General features: G+C 71.7%; 19 protein-coding genes. 6 read left to right on the top strand and 13 right to left on the bottom strand.

Annotated elements, in window-relative coordinates; all coding sequences use genetic code 11:
• Positions 1-137 precede the first annotated feature (137 nt).
• Positions 138-920, bottom strand: coding sequence for a hypothetical protein (locus tag ACFV9D_RS06680; RefSeq protein WP_385141921.1), 783 nt, complete (start codon positions 918-920; stop codon positions 138-140).
• 372 nt (positions 921-1292) lie between these two features.
• Here ACFV9D_RS06680 and ACFV9D_RS06675 point away from each other — a divergent pair, with 372 nt between their 5' ends.
• Together ACFV9D_RS06675 and ACFV9D_RS06670 are read left to right on the top strand one after the other, a co-directional pair.
• A complete protein-coding gene (locus ACFV9D_RS06675; protein ID WP_385141918.1) occupies positions 1293-2921 on the top strand; it encodes a penicillin-binding transpeptidase domain-containing protein in 1629 nt (542 codons plus the stop codon).
• Positions 2922-3053: 132 nt separating this feature from the next.
• A complete protein-coding gene (locus tag ACFV9D_RS06670) occupies positions 3054-3905 on the top strand; it encodes an EamA family transporter (RefSeq protein WP_385141915.1) in 852 nt (283 codons plus the stop codon).
• A gap of 24 nt (positions 3906-3929) precedes the next feature.
• Here the strand turns inward: ACFV9D_RS06670 and ACFV9D_RS06665 are convergent, their stop codons facing one another.
• The 5 genes from ACFV9D_RS06665 to ACFV9D_RS06645 form a co-directional block, all read right to left on the bottom strand.
• Positions 3930-4502 carry a GNAT family N-acetyltransferase gene (locus ACFV9D_RS06665; protein WP_385141912.1) on the bottom strand — a complete coding sequence of 191 codons (573 nt, stop codon included), beginning with the start codon at positions 4500-4502 and terminating at the stop codon, positions 3930-3932.
• A gap of 58 nt (positions 4503-4560) precedes the next feature.
• A complete protein-coding gene (locus ACFV9D_RS06660; protein WP_385141909.1) occupies positions 4561-5730 on the bottom strand; it encodes a serine hydrolase domain-containing protein in 1170 nt (389 codons plus the stop codon).
• A gap of 90 nt (positions 5731-5820) precedes the next feature.
• A complete protein-coding gene (locus ACFV9D_RS06655) occupies positions 5821-6582 on the bottom strand; it encodes an energy-coupling factor ABC transporter ATP-binding protein (protein ID WP_385141905.1) in 762 nt (253 codons plus the stop codon).
• A complete protein-coding gene (cbiQ, locus tag ACFV9D_RS06650) occupies positions 6579-7367 on the bottom strand; it encodes a cobalt ECF transporter T component CbiQ (RefSeq protein WP_385141902.1) in 789 nt (262 codons plus the stop codon). Before cbiQ ends, ACFV9D_RS06655 begins: the two co-directional genes overlap by 4 nt.
• Before the next feature lie 4 nt (positions 7368-7371).
• Positions 7372-8418, bottom strand: a complete 1047-nt coding sequence (locus ACFV9D_RS06645; protein WP_385141899.1) for an energy-coupling factor ABC transporter permease — start codon at positions 8416-8418, stop codon at positions 7372-7374.
• Positions 8419-8551: 133 nt separating this feature from the next.
• Here ACFV9D_RS06645 and ACFV9D_RS06640 point away from each other — a divergent pair, with 133 nt between their 5' ends.
• Complete coding sequence (locus tag ACFV9D_RS06640) at positions 8552-8911, top strand: SsgA family sporulation/cell division regulator (RefSeq protein ID WP_385141896.1); 360 nt, start codon at positions 8552-8554, stop codon at positions 8909-8911.
• Positions 8912-8952: 41 nt separating this feature from the next.
• Positions 8953-9873, top strand: a complete 921-nt coding sequence (locus tag ACFV9D_RS06635; RefSeq protein ID WP_385141893.1) for an endonuclease/exonuclease/phosphatase family protein — start codon at positions 8953-8955, stop codon at positions 9871-9873.
• Between the two features lie 228 nt (positions 9874-10101).
• On the opposite strand, the gene ACFV9D_RS06630 is transcribed toward ACFV9D_RS06635, so the two are convergent.
• Together ACFV9D_RS06630 and ACFV9D_RS06625 are read right to left on the bottom strand one after the other, a co-directional pair.
• Complete coding sequence (locus tag ACFV9D_RS06630; RefSeq protein ID WP_385141890.1) at positions 10102-12267, bottom strand: MMPL family transporter; 2166 nt, start codon at positions 12265-12267, stop codon at positions 10102-10104.
• Between the two features lie 109 nt (positions 12268-12376).
• Positions 12377-12949, bottom strand: coding sequence for a TetR/AcrR family transcriptional regulator (locus ACFV9D_RS06625; RefSeq protein ID WP_385141887.1), 573 nt, complete (start codon positions 12947-12949; stop codon positions 12377-12379).
• A 155-nt stretch (positions 12950-13104) separates the two neighbouring features.
• Here ACFV9D_RS06625 and ACFV9D_RS06620 point away from each other — a divergent pair, with 155 nt between their 5' ends.
• The gene (locus ACFV9D_RS06620) at positions 13105-16377 is read left to right on the top strand and encodes a S41 family peptidase (protein ID WP_385141884.1); all 3273 of its coding nucleotides are present in this window, start codon (positions 13105-13107) and stop codon (positions 16375-16377) included.
• Here the strand turns inward: ACFV9D_RS06620 and ACFV9D_RS06615 are convergent.
• Positions 16320-16838: a GNAT family N-acetyltransferase gene (locus ACFV9D_RS06615; RefSeq protein WP_385141881.1), complete on the bottom strand. Its 519-nt coding sequence runs from the start codon at positions 16836-16838 to the stop codon at positions 16320-16322. The genes ACFV9D_RS06620 and ACFV9D_RS06615 overlap by 58 nt on opposite strands.
• 52 nt (positions 16839-16890) lie before the next feature.
• Here ACFV9D_RS06615 and ACFV9D_RS06610 point away from each other — a divergent pair, with 52 nt between their 5' ends.
• Entirely contained in the window at positions 16891-17979 is a 1089-nt protein-coding gene (locus ACFV9D_RS06610) for a barstar family protein (RefSeq protein WP_385141878.1), read from the top strand.
• A gap of 58 nt (positions 17980-18037) precedes the next feature.
• On the opposite strand, the gene ACFV9D_RS06605 is transcribed toward ACFV9D_RS06610, so the two are convergent.
• From ACFV9D_RS06605 to ACFV9D_RS06590, 4 genes are all read right to left on the bottom strand, one after another.
• The gene (locus ACFV9D_RS06605) at positions 18038-18226 is read right to left on the bottom strand and encodes a hypothetical protein (RefSeq protein WP_385141875.1); all 189 of its coding nucleotides are present in this window, start codon (positions 18224-18226) and stop codon (positions 18038-18040) included.
• 94 nt (positions 18227-18320) lie between these two features.
• Complete coding sequence (locus ACFV9D_RS06600; RefSeq protein ID WP_385141872.1) at positions 18321-19202, bottom strand: SDR family oxidoreductase; 882 nt, start codon at positions 19200-19202, stop codon at positions 18321-18323.
• A complete protein-coding gene (locus ACFV9D_RS06595) occupies positions 19199-20170 on the bottom strand; it encodes an alpha/beta fold hydrolase (protein ID WP_385141869.1) in 972 nt (323 codons plus the stop codon). Before ACFV9D_RS06595 ends, ACFV9D_RS06600 begins: the two co-directional genes overlap by 4 nt.
• Positions 20167-21696 (bottom strand): flavin-containing monooxygenase, encoded by a 1530-nt coding sequence (locus ACFV9D_RS06590; RefSeq protein ID WP_385141867.1) that lies wholly within the window; start codon positions 21694-21696, stop codon positions 20167-20169. The genes ACFV9D_RS06595 and ACFV9D_RS06590 overlap by 4 nt, the downstream gene beginning before the upstream one ends.
• Positions 21697-21735 lie beyond the last annotated feature (39 nt).

Below are 21735 nucleotides of genomic sequence, written 5' to 3'. Positions count from 1 at the left end.
TCTTTTGTCGGGTCCCGCTGTCGGCGCTGTGGGTAGTGTTCTGTTTGTGGGGGCTGCTGTTGGGGGGCCCGGGGGGGGGGGGGGGGGGGGGGTGGGGGGGGGGGGGGGGGCGCCCCCCCCCCCCCCCCCCTCCTGTGTCAGGTGCAATCGGGGACAGGGCTGGATCCGGCGCAGTCGTCCGGGTTGTTGTCGCTGATGACGGTGCGGACCCGCGTCACGGTGGCCCTGTTGTAGATACCGCCGCCGGCATCACCGGTGTCGAAGTTGTTCGCTTCGTTGCCGGTCACCGTCGAACGGTTCAGCGCCACCGTGCCGCTGTCGTTGTTGATGCCGCCGCCTTGGGATTCCGCCGTGTTGCCGCTCACCGTGGCTCGGTTCAGCGTCGCCGTGCCGCCGGTGTTGTGGATGCCGGCGCCGAAGGAGCCGTGGTTGCCGCTGACCGTGGACCGGTTCAGCGTCAGCGTGGCGCCCGCGTTGTTGAGAATGCCGCCACCGAAGACGGCGTCGTTGCCGCTCACGGTGGAGCGGCTCAGGGTCAGCGTGCCGCTGTTGTCGATGCCTCTGCCGGGGGTCAGGGAAGGATGGACGATGCTCAGGGTGTTCAGTTGCACCTGAACACCCGCGGTGACGGTGAGCGTGGTGGCGTTGGCGTTGCCCTCGAGGGCGGCCCCGGCAGCCCCGGTCAGGGTCAGGTTCTTGTCGATCGTGAAGCTTCCCGTGCAGACGCCTTGCACACGCAGAGTCTCCCCCGGGTCTGCGTCGTCGATCGCCTGCTGCAGGTCGTCGCTGGGGCACTGCACCAGGACGACCTGGGCCGTGGCCGGCACCGCCCCGACCAGGCCGGCCGCCCCCACCGTCGCCGTCACCGTCGCCGCCTGCACCCACCGGCGCCAACCCACCCGAGCTGCTCGCTTGAGCATTCAGCTTCTCCTGTCTCTGTGCGGGGGACGCCCCACGGCCCCACCCGCTGTGGTTCTCGTATCGGGGCGACCTGAGCGGCCGCACTCCGAAGAACCGGTGCCCGGCAGGACGGGAGCCGGGCCGGAAGCGGACTCCGCGTCCCCCGAACGGCCCGGAACAAGGACCGGACCGGCCCACAGCGGGCGGCAGCGGCCGTAGCAGGAGCCACGGGGCGGCCCGGGGGCCGCCGCCGCAATCCACCGACGGCCCGTCAGGAGTGCGCCGGATCCGGCCCGGTGGTCGAGTCCGACCTCGGAATGTCGCTCGACACCTCCGTGTGACGCTGGTTGACTGTGTGAACTTGTGGGGCTTCTGGGGAGGGGACCACGGAGATGCGCAGTGGAGCGAAGGTCGCGATCGTCGGAGGTGTCTTCGTCGTCGTCGCGGGTGGCGTCCTGTACGGGGGGTACACCCTGGCCGGCGGGATCAACGGGGACTCGGTGGGCAGCCGGTCCGGCGCCGAGGAGAAGCGGACCGGGCCCGTCACCGAAGACGAGGTGGAGAGCGCCGCGAAGGATTTCCTGGCCGCCTGGTCGGCGGGTGAGTCCGACAAGGCCGCACAGCTGACCAACAACCCCGTCGAGGCGGGGCCCGCGGTGCTGAACTACCGCGAAGGGGCGAAGATCTCCAAGGCGCAGATCACCCCGGGCGAGGCCGTCGGGACGAAGATGCCGTTCACGGTCGTCGCGACGGTGTCGTACGAGGGGCAGACCAAGCTCTGGACGTACACCTCCGAGCTGAGCGTGGTCCGCGGGCTGACCACGGGACGGCCGCTGGTCGACTGGAAGCCGGCCGTCATCCACCCGAAGCTGACCGCGAACGGGAGCCTGCGCACCGGCGCGGCGAAGTCGGGCGCCGTCAAGGCCTTCGACCGCAAGGGTGTCGAGCTGACGAAGGAGAAGTACCCCTCGCTCGGGCCGATCCTGGACCAGTTGCGGGAGAAGTACGGGACGAAGGTCGGCGGTACGCCGGGCATCGAGACCGTCATCCAGTCCGGCACGGAGGGCGTCCCCGACACCACCCTCGTCACCCACGTCCCGGGGAAGCCGGGCCGGCTGGAGACGACCATCGACGCGACCGTCCAGGCGGCGGCCGAACGGGCCGTGAAGAAGTACGGGCAGGCGTCGGTCGTGGCCGTCAAGCCGTCGACGGGCGAGGTACGGGCGGTCGCCAACAGCCCGGCGCAGGGCTTCAACACGGCGTTCGAGGGCAAGCAGGCGCCCGGCTCGACCCTGAAGATCGTCACGGCGGCGCTGCTCCTGGAGAAGGGGCTCGTCAAGGCCGACCAGGCCACCGAGTGCCCGAAGAACGTCATGTACCAGGGGACGTCCTTCCGCAACCTCGACGGCTTCGAGCTCGGCAACGTCCCCTTCTCGCGGAGCTTCGCCAAGTCCTGCAACACCGCCTTCATCAAGAAGATCGACGACGTGGGCGACGACTCCGCGCTCGGCAAGGAGGCCCGGGACGTCTTCGGGATCGGCCTCGACTGGAAGACGGGCATCGCGTCCTTCGACGGCTCCGTCCCCGAGGAGACGGGCGGCGTGGCGGCGGCGCAGTACATCGGTCAGGGCACGGTCCAGATGAACGTGCTCAACATCGCCTCGATCACCGCCACCGCGAAGAACGGGGCCTTCAAGCAGCCGTTCCTCGTCTCCCAGGAGCTGGACGGCCGCACGTTCGCCGAGGCCTCGCGTTCGCTGCCGAGCTCGGTGGCCCGCCAGCTGCGCGCGATGATGCGGGCGACGGCGACCGGCATCGGCACCGGCGCGCAGGCGATGGCGACGGTCGGCGGGGACAAGGGCGCGAAGACGGGCTCGGCGGAGGTCGGCGGTCAGTCCACCTCCAACAGCTGGTTCGCCGGCTACTCCGACGACCTCGCGGCCGCGGCCGTCGTGCAGGAGGGCGGGCACGGCGGGGACGCGGCGGGCCCGGTGGTCGCGAGCGTGCTGAAGGCCGGATAGCGGCGGGAAACACGCTCGCATGGCCCGTACACGTACCGCTAGCGTGCGGGCCATGACCTCTCCTGAATCCCCCGCCCACCCCCTCTTCGCCGAGGCCCCGCGCGCGCTGGTGGACGTCCGCGAGCGGACGAAGTGACGCCGCTGGTCGCGGCGGCGGTACTGCTCGCCGCCGTGACGCACGCCAGCTGGAACGCGCTCGCCCACACCATCCGCGACCAGCTGCTCTCGTTCACGCTGATAGCCGGCGGCGGGGCGCTGATCGGAGCCGTCACGGCCTTCTTCGTACCGCTTCCGGCGGCCGGGGCGTGGCCGTACCTGATCGCCTCTGCCGTGCTGCACGTGGGCTACATGGTGCTGCTCATGCGGTCGTTCACGCTCGGCGACTTCGGGCAGATGTATCCGATCGCCCGGGGCACGGCCCCACTGGCGGTCACGTTCCTCGCGGCCGTCTTCGTCGACGAGATCCCGGACGGCTGGCAGCTCACCGGGGTCGCGTTCGCCTGCGCCGGCCTGACGGGCCTGGCCCTGTGGGGCATCCGCGGCTCCGGCCGCCGCCCCGACTGGCCGGCCCTGCTGGCGGCCGGCGCGACGGGTCTGGCCATCGCGGGCTACACCGTCGTCGACGGGGTCGGCGTCCGCGCCTCGGGCACCCCGCTCGGCTACATCGCCTGGCTGATGGTCCTGGAGGGCACGTCCATCCCGGCGTACGCCCTGTGGACCCGCCGATCCGCGCTCCTCGCCCAACTCCGCCCGCACGCCGCCCGGGGGCTGTTCGGAGCCGCCCTGTCGGTCTGCGCCTACGGTCTGGTCCTGTGGGCCCAGACGAAGGCGGCCCTGGCCCCGATCGCGGCCCTGCGGGAGTCGTCGATCATCGTGGGCGCGGCCATCGGCGCGGTGTTCTTCAAGGAACGCTTCGGCGGGCCGAGAGTGGCCGCGGCCGGGCTGATGGTGGTGGGCATCGGGCTGATGCTGCATACCTCGTGAACCGGCCGGAGGACGGCTGACGGCTCAGCGCAGGTCGAGCCGCATCAGGACCCGGGGGTGCCCGGCGAGGACCGAGGTGGTGTCGGCCGCGCGTACGAACCCGGCCCGTTCGAAGTTCTTCCGGATGCCGGCGTACGCCATCGTCATGTCGACCTTGGCGTCCCCGCTGTCGAGGGGGTACGCCTCGACGGCCGGTGCGCCGTGGGCGCGGGCGAACTCGACCGCACCGGCGATGAGGGCGTGCGAGATGCCCTGCTTGCGGTGCCCGGGGCGTACCCGGATGCACCAGAGCGACCAGACCGGCAGGTCGTCGACGTGCGGGATCTTCCGGCTGCGCGCGAAGGAGGTGTCCGAGCGGGGCGCCACGGCGGCCCAGCCGACCGGCTCGTCGCCGTCGTAGGCCACGACCCCCGGAGGGGTCGCGCCGCGGCACAGCTCGGCGACGTACTCGCCGCGGGCCGGGCCGTGGAGCGCGTTGTTGAGCTTCGACGGGATCCGGTAGCTCAGACACCAGCAGACGTTGGCCTCCGGCGACTTCGGCCCGACCAGGGCACGGACATCCTCGAAGACCGAAGCCGGACGCACCTCGATGGTCATGCACCCCACGATGTCACGACGGACGGAGATCCACCCCGACAACTGCCGGGCTGCTCCGCTACTCCCCGAGCGCCGCGCGCACCGCGCGCACCAGGGCCTGGGCGCGGGGGTCCGCCGTGACCGTCTTGCGCATGCCGTTCGTGACGTAGCCGAGGGCGATGCCCGACTCGGGGTCCGCGAAGCCCAGGGAGCCGCCGCGGCCGGGGTGGCCGAAGGAGGTGGGGCCGAGGAGGGGGGAGGCCGGGCCGTGGAGCATGTGGCCCAGGCCGAAGCGGGTGCCGACCATCAGGACGCGGTCGGGGCCCGCGGACTCCTCGGTGCGGGCGAGGGTCAGGGTCGCCGGGGCGAAGAGGCGGGCGCCGCCGTCGACCGGGCCGAGGGTGGCGGCGTAGAAGCGGGCCAGCGCGCGGGCGGTGGAGACCCCGCCGGAGCCGGGCAGTTCGGCCGTCCGGTACAGCGGGTCGTTCTCGTCGGGCTTGGGGTCGATCGCCCCGAAGGCGCGCCGCGTGAGCGACTCGGGGTCGCGGTAGGCCTCGGTCACCGAGCGCTTGGGGCGCAGCTTCAGCGCCCCGCTGTCGGGCGGCTCGATCTCCTCGACGGGGCCGAGGCGGCCGGCCCGGTGCGCCTCCTCGGGCGGCAGACCTATCCAGAGGTCGAGTCCGAGCGGGCGGGCGATCTCCTCGGCCACCCAGCGGCCGATGGTGCGGCCGGTGACCCGGTGGACCAGGCCGCTCAGCAGCCAGCTGAAGGTGTGGGCGTGGTAGCCGTGCGCGGTGCCGGGCTCCCAGACCGGCGCCTGGGCGGCGATCGCCGCCTGCGCGGTCGCGGGGTCGACGGCCTCCGCGAGGGTCAGCGGCCGGTCCAGGACCGGTATGCCGGCCCGGTGCGCGAGCAGCTGCCGTACGCTCACCCGATCCTTGCCGGCCGCCTTGAACTCCGGCCAGTACGTGCCCACGGGAGCGTCCAGATCGAGCTGCCCGCGCTGGTGCAGCAGCAGCGGTACGGCCGCAGCGACGCCCTTGGTGGCCGAGCGGACGACCTGCGCGGTGTCGATGGCCCAGGGGGCGTCCCCGTCGACGTCCTTCGTACCGCCCCACAGGTCGACGACCTTCACGCCGTCGCGGTAGACGGCGACGGCTGCGCCCCGTTCGCCCCGTTGTTCGAAGTTGCGCAGGAACGCGTCCCTGACCGGCTCGAATCCCGCCGCCACCGTGCCCCGGACGTCCACGTCCCACACTCCTTCTCGCTCGTACGGATCCGTCGCGCCCCCATGGTGCAACGTCGATCCGGGACCTCGGATTCCGGGGTCGGGCGAGCGTCAGGCGAGCGGGCGGGGCACGAAGCCGTACGGCAGTTCCAGGCGGTTCCCGGCCATCAGTTCCTCGTCGGCGAGGACGTCCGCCGTGGGCCCGTCCCCGGCGATCACACCCTCGCTGAGGATCACCGAGCGCGGGCAGAGCTCCAGGGCGTACGGCAGGTCGTGCGTGACCATGAGAACGGTGACGTCCAGGGAGCGCAGGACGTCCGCGAGCTCACGGCGCGAGGCCGGGTCGAGGTTGGAGGAGGGCTCGTCCAGGACGAGGATCTCCGGCTCCATCGCGAGGACGGTCGCCACGGCCACGCGCCGTCGCTGCCCGAACGACAGGTGGTGCGGCGGCCGGTCCGCGTACTCCTCCATGCCGACCCGCGCGAGGGCCTTGCGCACCACGGCCTCCAGCTCCGGCCCGCGCAGTCCGGCCGCGGCCGGGCCGAAGGCGACGTCCTCGCGGACGGTCGGCATGAACAGCTGGTCGTCCGGGTCCTGGAAGACGATGCCGACCCGGCGCCGGATCTCGGCCAGGTTCCGCTTCTCGACGGGCAGTCCGGCGACGGAGACGGTGCCGGCGCCGCCGGTCAGGATGCCGTTGAGGTGGAGGACGAGGGTGGTCTTCCCGGCGCCGTTGGGCCCGAGCAGCGCGACCCGCTCGCCGCGTTCGACGGTCAGGTCGACGCCGAAGAGGGCCTGGTGGCCGTCGGGGTAGGCGTAGGCGAGGCCCCGTACATCGAGCGAGGGGACGAAGGCAGGGGTCGGAGCGGTCATAGCGTCCATCCGAGGAGGCAGATCAAGAGGGCGGTGAGCGGTAGGGAGGCGGCACGCGTCCACTGCGCCCGGGTCGCGGTCACCTCGTCGATGACCGGCATGGAACCCGCGTACCCCCGACTGACCATCGCGAGATGGACGCGCTCACCACGCTCGTACGAGCGGATGAAGAGCGCGCCCGCGGACTTGGCGAGGACGCCCCAGTGGCGGACGCCCTTCGCCTCGAAGCCGCGCGAGCGGCGGGCGATGGACATCCGGCGCATCTCGTCGGTGATCACATCGCCGTACCGGATCATGAACGAGGCGATCTGCACGAGGAGCGGCGGGAGCTTCAGCCGCTGGAGGCCGAGGAGCAGCGCGCGCAGCTCGGTCGTGGAGGCGAGCAGCACGGAGGCGGCCACGCCGAGGGTGCCCTTGGCGAGGACGTTCCAGGCGCCCCACAGGCCGGGGACCGAGAGGGGGATCCCGAGGACCTCCGTCTGCTCGCCCGGGACCACGAAGGGCATCAGGAACGCGAAGGCCACGAACGGGATCTCGATGAGCAGCCGCTTCAGCAGGAACCCGGCCGGGACCCGGGCCGAGGCCGCCACGCCACCGAGCAGGACGGCGTAGAGGGCGAAGGCCCAGACCGCCTCGCGGGGCGTGGAGACCACGACCACGACGAAGGCGAGGACGGCGGCGAGCTTGGTGTGCGGAGGCAGCGCGTGGACCGGCGAGTTCCCTTGCCGGTACAGCTTGTGCGCTCCCCCGTGGCCTTCGGCACGGGAGGTGCCCCCATCCCGCACCACGTCAGACCTGCGCCCCGGACGAGGCGTCCGCGCGCCGGCGGCGGATCACCCAGAAGGCGCCGGTGCCGACGGCGAGGGTCGCACCCACGCCGATGACGCCCGCCAGGCCGCCCGACAGCCGGGCCGTCTCGATGCCCTTGACGCCGTAGTCGGCGAGCGGGGAGTCGGCGGCGGCGTGCTCCTCGACGTTCTTGTCGATGCCCTTGTCGGCGGCGACCTTCTCCAGGCCGTCGGGGCTGGCGGAGGCGTAGAAGGAGACGAAGCCGGCCAGGACGAGGGCGGCGACCAGGCCGCCGATCCACACCTTCTTCGGGGAACCGGGGGTCTCGGCGGGGGCGGCGGAGGCGGCGGCCGGAGCCGCGTCGACCAGTTCGCCGTTCACGCGCAGCTTGAGCGGGGAGCCGAGGCCCCGCGCGCCGTGGACCAGGTCGGGGCGTACCGCGACGACCGCGCCGACGGTCAGCATGGTGATGGCGGCCTCGCCGATGCCGATGAGCGTGTGGACGCCGACCATCGCGGTGAGCACCTTGCCGAGCGGTACGTCGGTGGTGCCGCCGATCGCGTAGACGAGGGTGAAGGCAGCGGCCGCGGCGGGCACGGAGACGAGCGCGGCGACGAAGGAGGCGACGGTCACCGAGCGGCGGGTGCGCGGCAGGACGAGGACGAGGCCGCGGAAGAGCGCGTACGCGACGACGACCGTGACGACGCCCATGACGGTGATGTTCACGCCGAGCGCGGTGAGTCCGCCGTCCGCGAAGAGGATGCCCTGCATGAGCAGGACGACGGCGATGCAGAGCACGCCGGTGTACGGCCCGACGAGGATCGCGGCGAGCGCGCCGCCCAGCAGGTGTCCGCTGGTCCCGGCGGCGACCGGGAAGTTCAGCATCTGCACGGCGAAGATGAAGGCCGCGACGAGCCCGGCGAGCGGCGCCGCCTTCTCGTCCAGCTCGCGCTTGGCCCCGCGCAGGCTGACGGCGACGGCGCCGACGGCGACGACACCGGCAGCGGCCGATACGGGGGCGTTGATGAATCCGTCGGGTACATGCACGTCCCGAATGATGAGTGTTCCTGCAAAGCACTTGCAAGAGCGCACAGATCACAGAAAGGCCGCGCTCGCCACGCGCACGCCGTGAAATATGGGACATTAGGGGGTAAATAAGACGAGTGTGAGGAGTGGCTCGATGTCCCCCACCGCGGATGCCCGTGCCGTCGAGGATCACGCCAAAGGCCGGATCATCACCGACGCCCCCCTCTCCCGTCCCGTCCCCGTCGCCCTGCGCTACGACCCCGGCGCGACCCCCGCCACCGTGCGCTTCGTCTTCCCCGGCAACATCGAGTGGTCCTTCCCGCGGGCCCTCCTGGAGACCGGGATGCGCGCCCCGACCCGGCGCGGCGACATCGGCGTCTGGCCCTGCGGCCGGGTGCAGACGGTGGTCGAGTTCCATACCGCGGACGGTGTCGCGGTCGTCCAGTTCGACACCACGGCCCTGCTCCGCTTCCTCAAACACACGTACGCCGTCACCGCGTCGATCACCCCATAGAGTGCCGTCAAGATCACGACGGAACATCTGGGGGAGACAACGTGAAGAAGCGACTGTGGGGCGCGCTGGGCGCCGCCCTGCTGGCCCTGTCCGGGGCCCCGGCGCAGGCCTCTCCGGCAGCAGCGCAGGCAGTGGCGGCGACACCGCCGCCGGGAACGAACCTGCAGGTCATGAGCTGGAACATGTGCGGTGTCGAGCGCTGGGGGTGCACGGGCACCGGCACGGCGGACCAGAAGGCCGACGTCGTCAAGCAGTACGTGCAGAGCCACTACGTGCAGGCCGTGCTCCTCCAGGAGGTGTGCAAGAGCGGCCTCGACGCGCTGATGCCCAAGCTCGGCGCGGGCTGGAGCAACAGCTTCGTGCCGTACCACTGGTCGCAGAAGGGCGTCCGGACCCCGAGCCCCTGCGCGACCGGCGCCGGTTCCGACCCGAACGACCTCGTCGGCACGGCGATCGTCGTCAAGGCCGGTCTCGCGGACGCGCAGCAGTACCCGACGACCCAGCCCTGGACCGGACTGAACCCGCCGTTCCAGTGCGCGACGGCGACGTACTTCGACGTCCGGCTCTGCACGGTGCACGTGTCGACGAAGGAAGCCAACCCGGAACACCCGGACTGGGACTACCGGGACGACCAGCTCGCGGAGATCAAGCAGGTCGTCTCGGGCTTCCCGAAGGTGGTCTTCGGCGGCGACTTCAACGCGAGCCCGCCGGACTGGCCGAACTACACCGACGCCTGGATCTGGCCTGCCGGGCTGTACTCCCAGGGTGCGGGCACCCCCGGATACCAGGAGTGCGACCAGCAGGGGACGGCCCGCACGGGCCGGCCCACCCACAACGGCGGCTGGAAGATCGACTACCTGTTCAGCAGCGAGGCCCGGCGGTGGTGCCTGGTGGCCGACACCGAGCGCTCGGACCACCACGTGCTCGTCGAGAGCGTGACGATCACCCCTCCGGCGGCGTAGGCGGGCCGAGGCCCACCGAGCCCGGGCGCACCCGCGGCCGAGCACCCGCGGCTGAACGCACCTGCGCCGCCCCCGTGTCGCGTACGACACGAGGGCGACGCAGGGCCGCGTCGGCACCCCGTCCCCACGGGCTCCGGCGCGATCCGGGCACGCTCCTCCGCTCAAGGAACCGCCCGCGCTCCGGGGCGCGCTCCTCCGCTCAAGGAGCCGCCCCGGGGTTCATGGGGCTCAGACCTTCACGAGCTCGCGCTCCGGGTCGTGCGGCCCGTCGGCGTCCTTCGTGACGTTCAGGCCCTCGCCCTCCACGTCCACGTTCGGCAGCGCCTTGTCCAGCCACTTCGGCAGCCACCACGCCTTGTGGCCGAGCAGGGCGAGCACCGCGGGGACGATCGCCATCCGGACCACGAAGGCGTCGAAGAGGACGGCGACGGCGAGACCGAAGCCGATCATCTTGATCATCTGGTCGGTCATCCCGATGAACCCGGAGAAGACCGCGATCATGATCACCGCGGCGGCGGTGACCACCCGGGCGCTGTGCCGGAAGCCGGTCACGATCGTCTCGCCGGGCCGCTCGCCGTGGACGTACGCCTCGCGCATCCGGGTGACGAGGAAGACCTCGTAGTCCATCGCGAGACCGAAGACCACGCCCACCATGAAGATCGGCATCATCGACATGATCGGGCCGGTCTGCTCGACACCGAAGAGGGAGCCGAGCCAGCCCCACTGGAAGACCGCGACGACCGCGCCGAGGGCCGCGACCACCGAGAGCAGGAAGCCGAGGGCCGCCTTCAGCGGAACGAGGATCGAGCGGAACACCACCATCAGGAGCAGGAAGGCGAGTCCGACGACCAGCGCCAGGTACGGCACGAGCGCGTCGTTCATCTTCTGCGAGAAGTCGATGTTCATCGCCGTGGCGCCGCTGACCAGGACGTTGTCGCCGGTCGCGTCCCGGATGTCGTGGACCAGCTCCTCGGTCTCCACCGAGGAGGGGCGGTCCTTCGGGATCACCGTGATCATCGCGGTGTCGCCGGCCTTGTTCGGCGTCGGCGGGGTGACGGCCACCACGCCGTCCAGGCCCTTGATCGTCTCGGCGGTGGAGTCGGCCGCGGCCCTGTCGCCGTCGACGACGACCATCAGGGGCCCGTTGAACCCGGGGCCGAAACCGTCCGACAGCAGGTCGTACGCCCTGCGTTCGGTGGCGGAGGTGGGCTTGGCGCCGTCGTCCGGCAGACCCATCTCCAGGGAGGCGGCGGGCAGGGCGATCGCACCGAGACCGAGGACGCCGACGAGCAGGACCATGACCGGGCGACGGATGACGAACCGGGCCCAGCGGGTGCCCATGTTGGGCTTGTCGTCGGCCTTCTTCAGACCCTTGCGCTCCTTGCGGCCCACGACCTTGGAGCCGGCGAAGCCGAGCAGCGCCGGGATCAGGGTGAGCGCGATCAGGACGGCGATCACGACCGTGCCGGCCGCGGCGAAGCCCATCTTCGTCAGCATCGGGATGTTGACGACGGCGAGGCCGACCAGGGCGATGACCACGGTCAGACCGGCGAAGACGACGGCCGAGCCGGCCGTGCCGACCGCGCGGCCCGCGGCCTCCTCGCGCTCCCGGCCCTCGGCGAGCTCCGCGCGGTAGCGGGAGACGATGAAGAGGGCGTAGTCGATGCCGACCGCGAGGCCGATCATCATCGCGAGGGTCGAGGTGGTGGAGCCGAGGTCGAGGACGTTCGCGAGCGCCGTGATCGAGGAGACGCCGATGCCGACGCCGATGATCGCGGTGAGCAGCGGGAGTCCCGCGGCGACCAGCGAACCGAAGGTGATGACGAGCACGATGCCGGCGATGACCACACCGACGATCTCGCCGGCGCCCGTCTCGGGCATGGTCTGCAGCGCGTCACCGCCGATCTCGACGGTCAGCCCCTGCCCCTGCGCTTCGTGCCCGGTCTTCTCCAGGGCCGCGCGGGTCGCGTCGGTCAGCTCCATGCCGGAGACCTTGTAGCTGACGGAGACGTAGGCGGTCGAGCCGTCCTTCGAGACCGCCTGGGCGGTGTACGGGTCGGTGACCTGGGCGACCTCGTCGGAGCCGGCCTTCAGCTCGTCGACGACGTCCTGGACCTTGGCCTTGTTGGCCGGGTCGGTCATCTTCTGGCCCTCGGGGGCCTTGAAGACGACCCGGGCGGTGGCCCCGTCGGCGTTGCCGCCGGGGAAGCGCTGCTCAAGGAGGTCGAAGGCCTTCTGGGCCTCGGTACCGGGAATCGAGAAGGAGCTGGAGGTCGCGGCGGGCGCGGTGGCGGCACCGACCCCGGCGAGCGCGAGGAGCGCCACCCAGAGAAGGGCGACGAGCCGTCGGCGCCGGAAGGCGGAGCGACCCAACTTGTAGAGGAACGTGGCCACGGGGGCGTACTCCCAATTCGTGGTGGGACAGGGCATGGGGAGCCGGCCCGACGGCGTGAGCGGTGCGACGTCAGGTGGTGCGGGTGGTGCGGTGGTGCTGCGGGGAGTGTCAGACGCCGAGTGAGGGGAGCACGACGGCGTTGACGTAGTCGGTGATGAAGGCGTGGTCGATCGGCTGATCCTCGATCAGCGGACGAGCGACGAACGCCCCGATGATCATGTGCGGTACGTATTTCAGTGCCGGGTTGTCGGCGCTGATCTCGCCCCGCTCCACCGCCCGTTCCAGGGTGTCGCGCAGGCTGCTCATCTCGGGTTCGATGAGCAGTTCGCGCAGCGCCTGGAGAAGTTCGGGGTGGGTGTGGACCGCATGGGCCAGACCCCGCATCAGCGCGGTGTCCTTCTCCATCTGGCAGTCGTCGGTCAGCTCCATCAACGCCTGGAAGTCGCCACGCAAGGTGCCCGTGTCGATCTCGGTGAACTTGATGGGCTTGCCGTGGCGCAGCGCCTTGGCGACCAGTTCGGGCTTGCTCCCCCACTGGCGGTAGAGGGTGGCCTTGCTGGAGTGGGTGCGGGCGGCGACTGCGTCCATGGTGAGGGCGTCGTAGCCGACCTCGCGCAGGAGCTCGAGCACGGCTCCGTACAGCTCGGACTCACGCTCTGGGGTGAGCCTGCTGCGAGCCATGACCGATCCTCCTCGACGATCCGAACGAAACGGTTTCGTACAGTACGAAGGTACCCGCCCATCGAGCGAAACGAAACCGTTTCGTACGTGTCGTGGACCACACGCGCACGCCCGTACGAGTTGCCGCACCCCATCAGGGTGGAAAGCATTGGGGGGTGAGTGACGACGTCGCGTATCTCCGCTTCCCGCACCTCCACGACGACCTGCTGTGCTTCGCGGCCGAGGACGACCTCTGGGTCGCGCCCCTCGTGCCCGAGGGGCACCGGCCGGGCCGGGCCTGGCGGGTGACCGTCGACCGGACCCGGATCGGCCACCCGCGCTTCTCCCCGGACGGGCGCCACCTCGCCTACACGAGCTGGCGCAGCCTCGACCCCGAGATCCATCTCGCACCGGTCGAGGGTGGGCCCGCCCGGCGGCTGACCTACTGGGGCTCGACCGACACCCGGGTCTGCTCGTGGTCCCCCGACGGCGACATCCTCGCCGTCTCCTCGCACGGCCAACCCTTCTCGTACTTCTCCTGGGCCTACACCGTCCCCACCGACGGCTCCCCCGGCGGCCGGATGCCCTGGGGCCCGGTCTCCGACATCGCGGTCACGGACATCGAGGGCGAGCGCCGCACGCTCCTCCTCACGGGCAAGCCGCCGCACGAGGCGGCGGCCTGGAAGCGGTACCGGGGCGGCGCCACCGGGCGGCTGTGGCTGCACGGGGAACGGCTGCTGCCGGACATCGGCGGCCAGCTCGACTCCCCCATGGTCGTCTCCGGCCGGATCGCCTTCCTCTCCGACCACGAGGGCATCGGCAACCTCTACTCCTGCCTGCCCGACGGCACCGATCTGCGCCGCCACACCGACCACGACGCCTTCTACGCCCGGCACGCCTCGAGCGACGGACGGCGGGTGGTCTACCAGTGCGCCGGCGACCTGTGGATCGTCGACGACCTGACCGTCCCCGACTCCGTGCCGCGCAAGCTGGAGGTACGGCTCGGCGGACCGCGCGCCGGCCGGCGGCACTACCAGGTCCCGGCCGCCAACCACGTGGACGCGATCTCGGTCGACGAGACCGGGCGGGCCAGCGCGGTCTCCGTGCGCGGCAGCCTGTACTGGCTCACCCATCGCGACGGGCCGGCCCGCACGATCACGGACACCCCGGGCGTACGGGTCCGGCTGCCCGAGATGCTGGGCAGCGGCGGCCAGATCGCGTACGTCACGGACGCCGAGGGCGAGGACGCGATCGAGCTCGCCTACCTGCCGCGGGCGAGCGGCGACCGCGAGCCGCGACGGCTGGCCTCGGGCGAGCTCGGCCGGGTGGAGGAGATGGTCGCCGACCCGGAGGGCGAACGGCTCGCGATCGCGTCCAACGACGGCCGGCTGCTGCTCATCGACGCAACGGAGGAGTCCAACGGCGAAGCGACGGAGCTGATCCGCTCGATCAACGGGCCGGTCCGCGACCTCGCCTTCTCCCCCGACGGCGCCTGGCTGACCTGGTCGCACCCCGGCATCGGGCGCTCGCTGCGCCAGATCAAGATGGCCCGGATCTCCGGGCCGGGCACCCGGACGGTCGTCGACGTCACCAACGGCCGCTTCGAGGACGAGAATCCGGTCTTCACCAGCGACGGCCGCTATCTCGCCTTCCTCTCCTGGCGGGGCTTCGACCCGGTGTACGACGTGCACACCGGCGACCTGTCGTTCCCGCTCGGCTGCCGCCCCTATCTCGTCCCGCTCTCCTCCGCCACGCCCTCCCCCTTCGCGCTGCTGCCGGACGGCCGACCCGCGGCGGGCGGCCTCGACCCGACCGAGACGGAGACCGAGGGCGGCGAGGGCACCACGATCGTGGAGGTGGAGGGGCTCCCGGACCGGGTCACGCCCTTCCCGGTCTCCGCCTCCAAGTACTCGGCGCTGCGCCCGGTCAGCGGCGGCGGGCTCGTCTGGCTGCGCTGGCCGATCTCGGGCGCGCTCGGCGAGACCTTCGCCAACCCGGCCGACACCACGGGCCGCCCCACCCTGGAGCACTTCAACATCACCAAGGCCCGCAAGACCGAACTCGTCGGCCACCTCGACTGGTTCGCGGTCAGCGGCGACGGATCGCGGCTGGTCGTGGTCGACGAGGGCGATCTGCGGGCGGTGCCCGCGACCGAGCCCGGGGACGGCGACTCGACCGTCTACATGGACCTGCGGCGGATCCTGCACGAGGTCGACCCGGAGGCGGAATGGCGCGGGGCCTACGACGAGGCCGGCCGGATCGTCCGCGCCTACTTCTGGGACCCGAACATGTGCGGGGTGGACTGGCCGGCCGTCCTCGACCAGTACCGCCCCCTGGTCGAACGGGTCGCGTCCCCCGACGAGTTCGCCGATCTGCTGCGCGAGGTCATGGGCGAGCTGGGCACCTCCCACGCGTACGTCTCGCCCGCCCGCCGCAACGAGGGCCCGCCGCACTACCAGCGGCCGATGGGCCTGCTGGGCGCCAACCTCGTTCCCCGGGACGGCGGTTGGATGGTCAAGCGGATCCTGCCCGGCGACTCCTCCGACTCCAAGGCGCGCTCACCGCTCGCGGGCACCGGCATCCGCGAGGGCGCGATGCTCACGCACGTGGACGGCCGCCCGGTGGACCCGGTCACCGGCCCGTACCCGCTGCTGTCCTCCTCGGGCGGTACGACGGTCGAGCTGACCTTCCAGCCGGCGGAGGGCGAGGGCCGATCGCGCCGGGTGGCGATCGTGCCGCTGATCGACGAGCGGCCGCTGCGCTATCAGGACTGGGTGGCCAAGCGGCGCGCGGTGGTACGGGAGGTCAGCGGCGGCAAGTGCGGGTACCTGCACATCCCGGACATGGGCGGGTCGGGCTGGGCCCAGTTCAACCGCGACCTGCGGATGGAGGTCTCCCGGCCGGCCCTGATCGTGGACGTGCGCGGCAACGCGGGCGGTCACATCAGCGAGCTGGTCGTGGAGAAGCTCACCCGCAAGATCCTGGGCTGGGACCTGACGAGGAACGCGCAGCCGGTGTCCTACGCCTCGAACGCCCCGCGCGGCCCGGTCGTCGCGCTGGCGGACGAGGCCACGTCCTCGGACGGCGACATGATCACGGCCGCGTTCAAGCTGCTCGGGCTCGGGCCGGTCGTCGGGCAGCGGACCTGGGGCGGGGTGGTGGGCATGACGGGACGTCACCGACTGGGCGACGGTACGCAGATCACGGTCCCGATGAACGCGGCGTGGTTCCCCGAGTACGGCTGGTCCGTCGAGAACCACGGCGTGGAACCGGACCTGGCGATCCTGCGCACCCCGCTCGACTGGGCCGAGGGCCGCCACGCCCAACTGGACGACGCGGTCGAGGTGGCCCTCGACCTCCTCACGAAGACCCCGGCGGCGACCCCACCGGGCTACGAGGACGTCCCGGACCGCTCCCGTCCGAAGCTCCCCCCGAGGTCCAACTCGTAGGCGGTACCGGGCTGCCCGTCGAGGACGACGTCCCCGACGGGCACGAACCCGTTCCGCACGAGCACGGCCCGCGACCCGGCGTTGGCGAGGGCCGCGCCGGCGGTGAGCCGCCCCAGTCCGTACTCCGCCGCAGCGACCCGACACACCTCCCGCACCCCGGCCGTACCCACCCCCCGCCCGGCCGCCTTCTCGGCGACCCGGAACCCCAACTCGGCCGCCCCGTCGGCCACATCGACGAGATTGAACCGCCCGAGGATCTCCCCACCGTCCCCGACGAGCACATGAAAGAGGATCGCCCCGGTCTCCTGCTCCTCCAACAGCGCCCGATGCCGCACCGCGAACTCCTCGAAGTACGCGTCCCCCCGATCGGGCACATGAGCGGCGAAATACGCACGGTTCTCCCGCTCGAACGCGAGCAGCGCGGGCGCGTGATCGGCACGGAGAAGCTGCAGTTCGGTCATGGGCGGCACGGTACGTGGCGCCCCTCTGCCGGGCATCCGAAATACTCCGGGTATGACCCGCCACCGACCGCGCTACACCCTCACCCGGACCGAGGACGACCACGTCTGGGGCGTCTGCCAGGAGACCGAAGGGCTCTTCGGAGAACCGCGGCGCGCGACGTACGAGCTGTTCGGCTGGACGCCCGTACCCCAGCGGGCCCGGTGGCTCGGCAGCCGGATCTGGCTGGTGCCGGAGGACGGCGGGGACGACCCCTGGCTCCTCGAGGACGTGGAGATCGTGGAGGCGCGACCGTCCTCCGCAGGGGACGGAACCCACGACGTGGTCCTGGTCGGCCATGACGACTACCTCGGACCGCCCAGGAGCTTCAGCGGCCCCGTGTTCCTGCACGACGAGCGGGAACGATGGGGATCCGGCCGGGGATTCACGGCCGTCCTTCCGCCCGAGCGGACGGAGCACCTGCCGCTGAGGCTGCTCGGCTGCGACCCGAGTCCGGAGCTGAGGGAGGCCCTCGCGACAGGGACCCGACGGTCCCTCGATCTCGGACAGGCCGTGCTGGAGATCCGGGATGACGAAGGCGTCGTGCTCACGGAGCGGTACCTGCGGGCGGGCGTCACCGGGTGGCGACCGTCCGCCCTCGGGCGGCCCGGTCTCGTCGACGTGGAGCTCGACGGCGACCTGCTGACCCCCGTACCCGAGTACGCCCGTCCGATCTGGGAGCGGTGGTTCGCCGGCCCGCCGCCCGAGGCCGGGGCCTGGGCTCCGTACGACACCCGGCATCGCGAGGTGTGGCTCGAACTGGTCCGGGAGCGGGGCTGCCGGCAGCAGCCCGTGGACCGGCCCGCCGGGCACACGTACGAGCTGGACGGGCGGCACGTGACCGATGAACCGGGTCTGTACTGCGCGCTCGGTGAGGCGGTCAACGGCCCGGGCGGCTACTTCGGCAGCACTCTGGACGGGCTCGACGACTGTCTGCGCGGCGGATTCGGATTCACCGCCCCCGCCGTGCTCGTCTGGCGGAACTCCGGTGCTGCGCACGGGAGTCTGGTGCGACAGCTCCGGGACGACGGCGAGCCGTACGACCTGTTCGCCGGGGTCCTCGACATCCTCGCCAGGCGCGGAGTGGACGTCGTCCTCGACTGATGCGCACATATGCGGAAGGCGCACCCGGCGTCCCGGGTGCGCCTTCGGAGGACAGACGTCAGGCGTCGTAGTCCTGGTCGAAGCGGTCCTGGGCCTCCTGCTGGGCCCGGCGCTGCTCCTCCTCGGTGGGGCGGCCCTTGGCCTGGGAGGCGCGCTCGGACGCTTCGTCCTTCGCCCTGCCCATCTTCTGCTTCGCCTGCTCGGCGGCCTGCTGCGCCTTGTCCTGGAACTGGTCCTTCATGCCCATGAAAGTCACTCCTAGGCGGGTGTGAGGGGATCGGGGCGGTTCGCCCCTTGGGCCTCGACCAGCGTGGCACGGTGAAACATTCCGCGCATTTCGATCAAACACTCTCCGTGCGCGCCTGCTCGTCGGCGGCCCCTCCGGCCCCCACGAGGCCCTTGGAGACACCGGCCAGGCGGGGTTCGAAGCGCTTCATCTCGCGCTGCCCGACCGTGGCGATGATTCCCGGCAGGTAGCCGCGCGTCGCCTGCATCCCGCGCAGCCACCACTGGGCGTACACATGCGCCGAGCGCCGCTCGATGCCCGCCACGATCCGGTCCACGGCCGGGCCCAGCGGGTACGTACGGTTCGACGGCCAGGGCAGCCGCTGCCGCAGCTCCTTCATCACGTCGTCCTGGTCCGCGCCCCGGACCATGTCCGTGTCGGTCCAGGAGAGGTAGCCGACGCCGACCTTCACGCCCTTGTAGCCGACCTCGGCGCGCAGGCTGTGCGCGAAGGCCTCGACACCCGACTTGGAGGCGCAGTACGCCGTCATCATCGGCGCCGGGGTCATGGCCGCGAGCGAGGCGATCTGCAGGAAGTAGCCGCGCGACTCCATCAGGACGGGCAGGAACGCCCGCCCCGTCACCGCCCCGCCGATCAGGTTGACCTCGATGACCCGCCGCCAGGCGACCGGGTCGGAGTCCACGAACGGACCACCCGCCGCGACACCCGCGTTGGCCACCACGATGTCGACCTTGCCGAAGCGCTCCTTGACCTCGACCGCCACCCGGGCCATCGCCTCGTGGTCGGTGACGTCCGCGTGCCACCAGTCGGCCTCGGTGTGCAGCCGGGCGGCGACCTGCTTCAGCTCCGCCGGCTCGAGCCCGACCAGCGCGATCTTCGCGCCGCGGGCGGAGAGCTTGCGGGCGAGGAGTTCACCGACACCGCGGGCCGCTCCGGTGACGACCGCGACCTGGCCCTCCAGGCTGACCCTGCTCATGCTGCGTCCTCCTTCTGCTTCTGCTTCTGCTCGACCGGTATGTACGTGGTGACGAGCTCCCTGATCCGGGCCGTCACGGCCTCCGGCGCCTCCACCGGCGTCATGTGGCCCATCCCCGCCAGCTCGTCGAGCCCCACGCACTGCGGCAGCGCGGCGGCCATGCCGCGGGAGTGCACGGGCGGGGTGAGCCGGTCCGCCGTACCGACGAGCACGGCCACGGGCAGCGCCAACTCCCGTACGCCCGCTTCGAGATCCAGCTCCGCGAGCACCTGCGACCAGGCCACCCGGGACGCCCGCGGGCAGGCGTGCACGATCCGGGCACAGGCGTCGACCCGCTCGGGCGCCGAACCCGGGCCCATCGTCGCGTACTTGAGGATCCTCTTCGACACCGGCGTGACCGGCCCGAGCGGCGCCCGTGCTCCCAGGATCACCCTGGTCAGCCGGGTCCGCAGCCCGCCCGGCCGCAGCGGTACGACGAGGGATTCGGCCGTGAGCCGGGACGGGCCCGTGGAGCAGAGCAGGACGGCGGCGGCGTGTTCGCGGAACGCGGGGCGCGCGGCGGCCGCCATGATCGTCATGCCGCCCATCGAGTGGCCCGCCAGCACCGCCTTCTCACCGGGCGCGAGCGTGGCGGCGAGGACCGCTTCGAGGTCGTCGGCGAGCGCGCGCGTCGAGTGGCCGGAAGCGCCGGCCAGGGCGGCGGGGCTGCGGCCGTGGCCGCGCTGGTCGTAGGCGACGACCCGGTGGTCACGGGCCAGGTCGCGGATCTGCTCGGCCCAGAAGGCGATGGAGCAGGTCCACCCGTGGGCCAGGACCACGGTAGGGGCGCCCTCGAGGCCGTACACCTCGACATGGATGCGGGCGCCGTCCGCGGAGACGGCGATCAGCTCGCGCGGGTGCGGGGTCGTACGGGACTCGGAAGGACGGCTGGGGCGGCTGGGATCGCTGGGACGGCTGGGGCGGCTCACTTCACGGCCTCCTTCTTCCGGCTCGTACGCTTCGGCTGCTCGGCCACCGTCTTCGCGCTCGGCCTCAGCACCTCGTACTCCGCGAGGTCCACCTGCCGCGTCTCGCGCCGGAACTCGCTCGTCGTGCCCGGCCACAGCGTCGTGTTGCGGCCGTTGGCGTCCAGGTACCAGCTGTCGCAGCCGCCCGCCTTCCACACGGTCCGCTCCATCCGGTCCTGCACCTTGCGGTTCCAGGCGCCGACGGCGGACGGCCGGGCGGCGAGGGCCGCGCGGCCCCCGAGAACGTTCAACTGGCGCAGGTAGTCGGCCATGTAGTTCAGCTGGGACTCGATCATGAGGATCATGGAGGAGTTCCCGAGACCGGTGTTGGGCCCGATGATCGTCATCCAGTTGGGGAAGCCGTCGACGGTGGCGCCGCGCAGCGACTGCACCCCGTCCTTCCAGGCCTCGGCTAGCGAGACTCCCTCCGCGCCGACGACCCGTTCGGCGATCGGCATGTCGGTGACGTGGAACCCCGTACCGAAGACGATCGCGTCGACCTCGGTCTCCGTGCCGTCGGCCGCGACGACGGTCGAGCCCCTCACCTCGCGCAGCCCGGAGGCGACGACGTCGACATTGGGCTGCGCGAGCGCCGGGTAGTACGCGTTGGACAGCAGGATGCGCTTGCAGCCGATGCGGTACGAGGGGGTCAGCTTGGCCCGCAGCGCCGGGTCCTTGATCGCCTTGGCCATGTTGGCCTTGGCGAGCGACTCGACGAGCCCGAGCTCGCCCGGGCGCTTGGTGAACGCGCTGACCTGGAGTTCACGGATGCCCCAGAGCAGCCCGCGGCGCGCCGTCCCGGTGAAGGGGAGCGTGCGGTGGAGCCAGCGCTCGGCGCCGGTGATGGCGCGGTCCATGCGCGGCATGACCCACGGCGGGGTGCGCTGGAAGAGGGTGAGCTGCCCGACCCGGGGCTGGATCGCGGGCACGATCTGGATCGCGGAGGCGCCGGTGCCGACCATGGCGACGCGCTTGCCGGTGAGGTCGTAGTCGTGGTCCCACTGCGCGGAGTGGAAGACCTTGCCGGGGAAGTCGGCCAGGCCCGGGATGTCGGGGATCTTCGGATCGGAGAGCGGGCCGGTCGCGGAGACGATCACGTCGGCGGTGATGGAGCCCTGGTTGGTCTCGATGTGCCAGCGCAGCTCCTCGGCGTCCCAGCGCATCAGCTTCACCTCATGGTTCAGCCGCAGATGCGGGCGGAGCCGGAAGGTGTCGGTGACGTGCTCCAGGTAGGCGCCGATGTGGCGCTGCCCGGAGAAGGTGCGGGGCCAGTCGGGGTTGGGCGCGAAGGAGAAGGAGTAGAGGTGGGACGGTACGTCGCAGGCGCAGCCCGGATAGCTGTTGTCGCGCCAGGTGCCGCCCACGGAGTCGGCTCGCTCCAGGACGACGAAGTCGGTGATCCCCTCGCGGCGCAGCCGGACGGCGGCCCCGAGTCCGCCGAACCCCGATCCGATCACCGCCACTCGTACCTGCTCGTGCTTCGCCATGCCGCCTCCTGTGCGCGCCCGGCCCGTGCTTACGACCAA

The organism is Streptomyces sp. NPDC059875, from assembly GCF_042731085.1.
Classification (GTDB): Bacteria; Actinomycetota; Actinomycetes; order Streptomycetales; family Streptomycetaceae; genus Streptomyces.
Note: the sequence above shows the minus strand (reverse complement) of the source record. Positions and strands in the feature narration are given on the sequence as shown.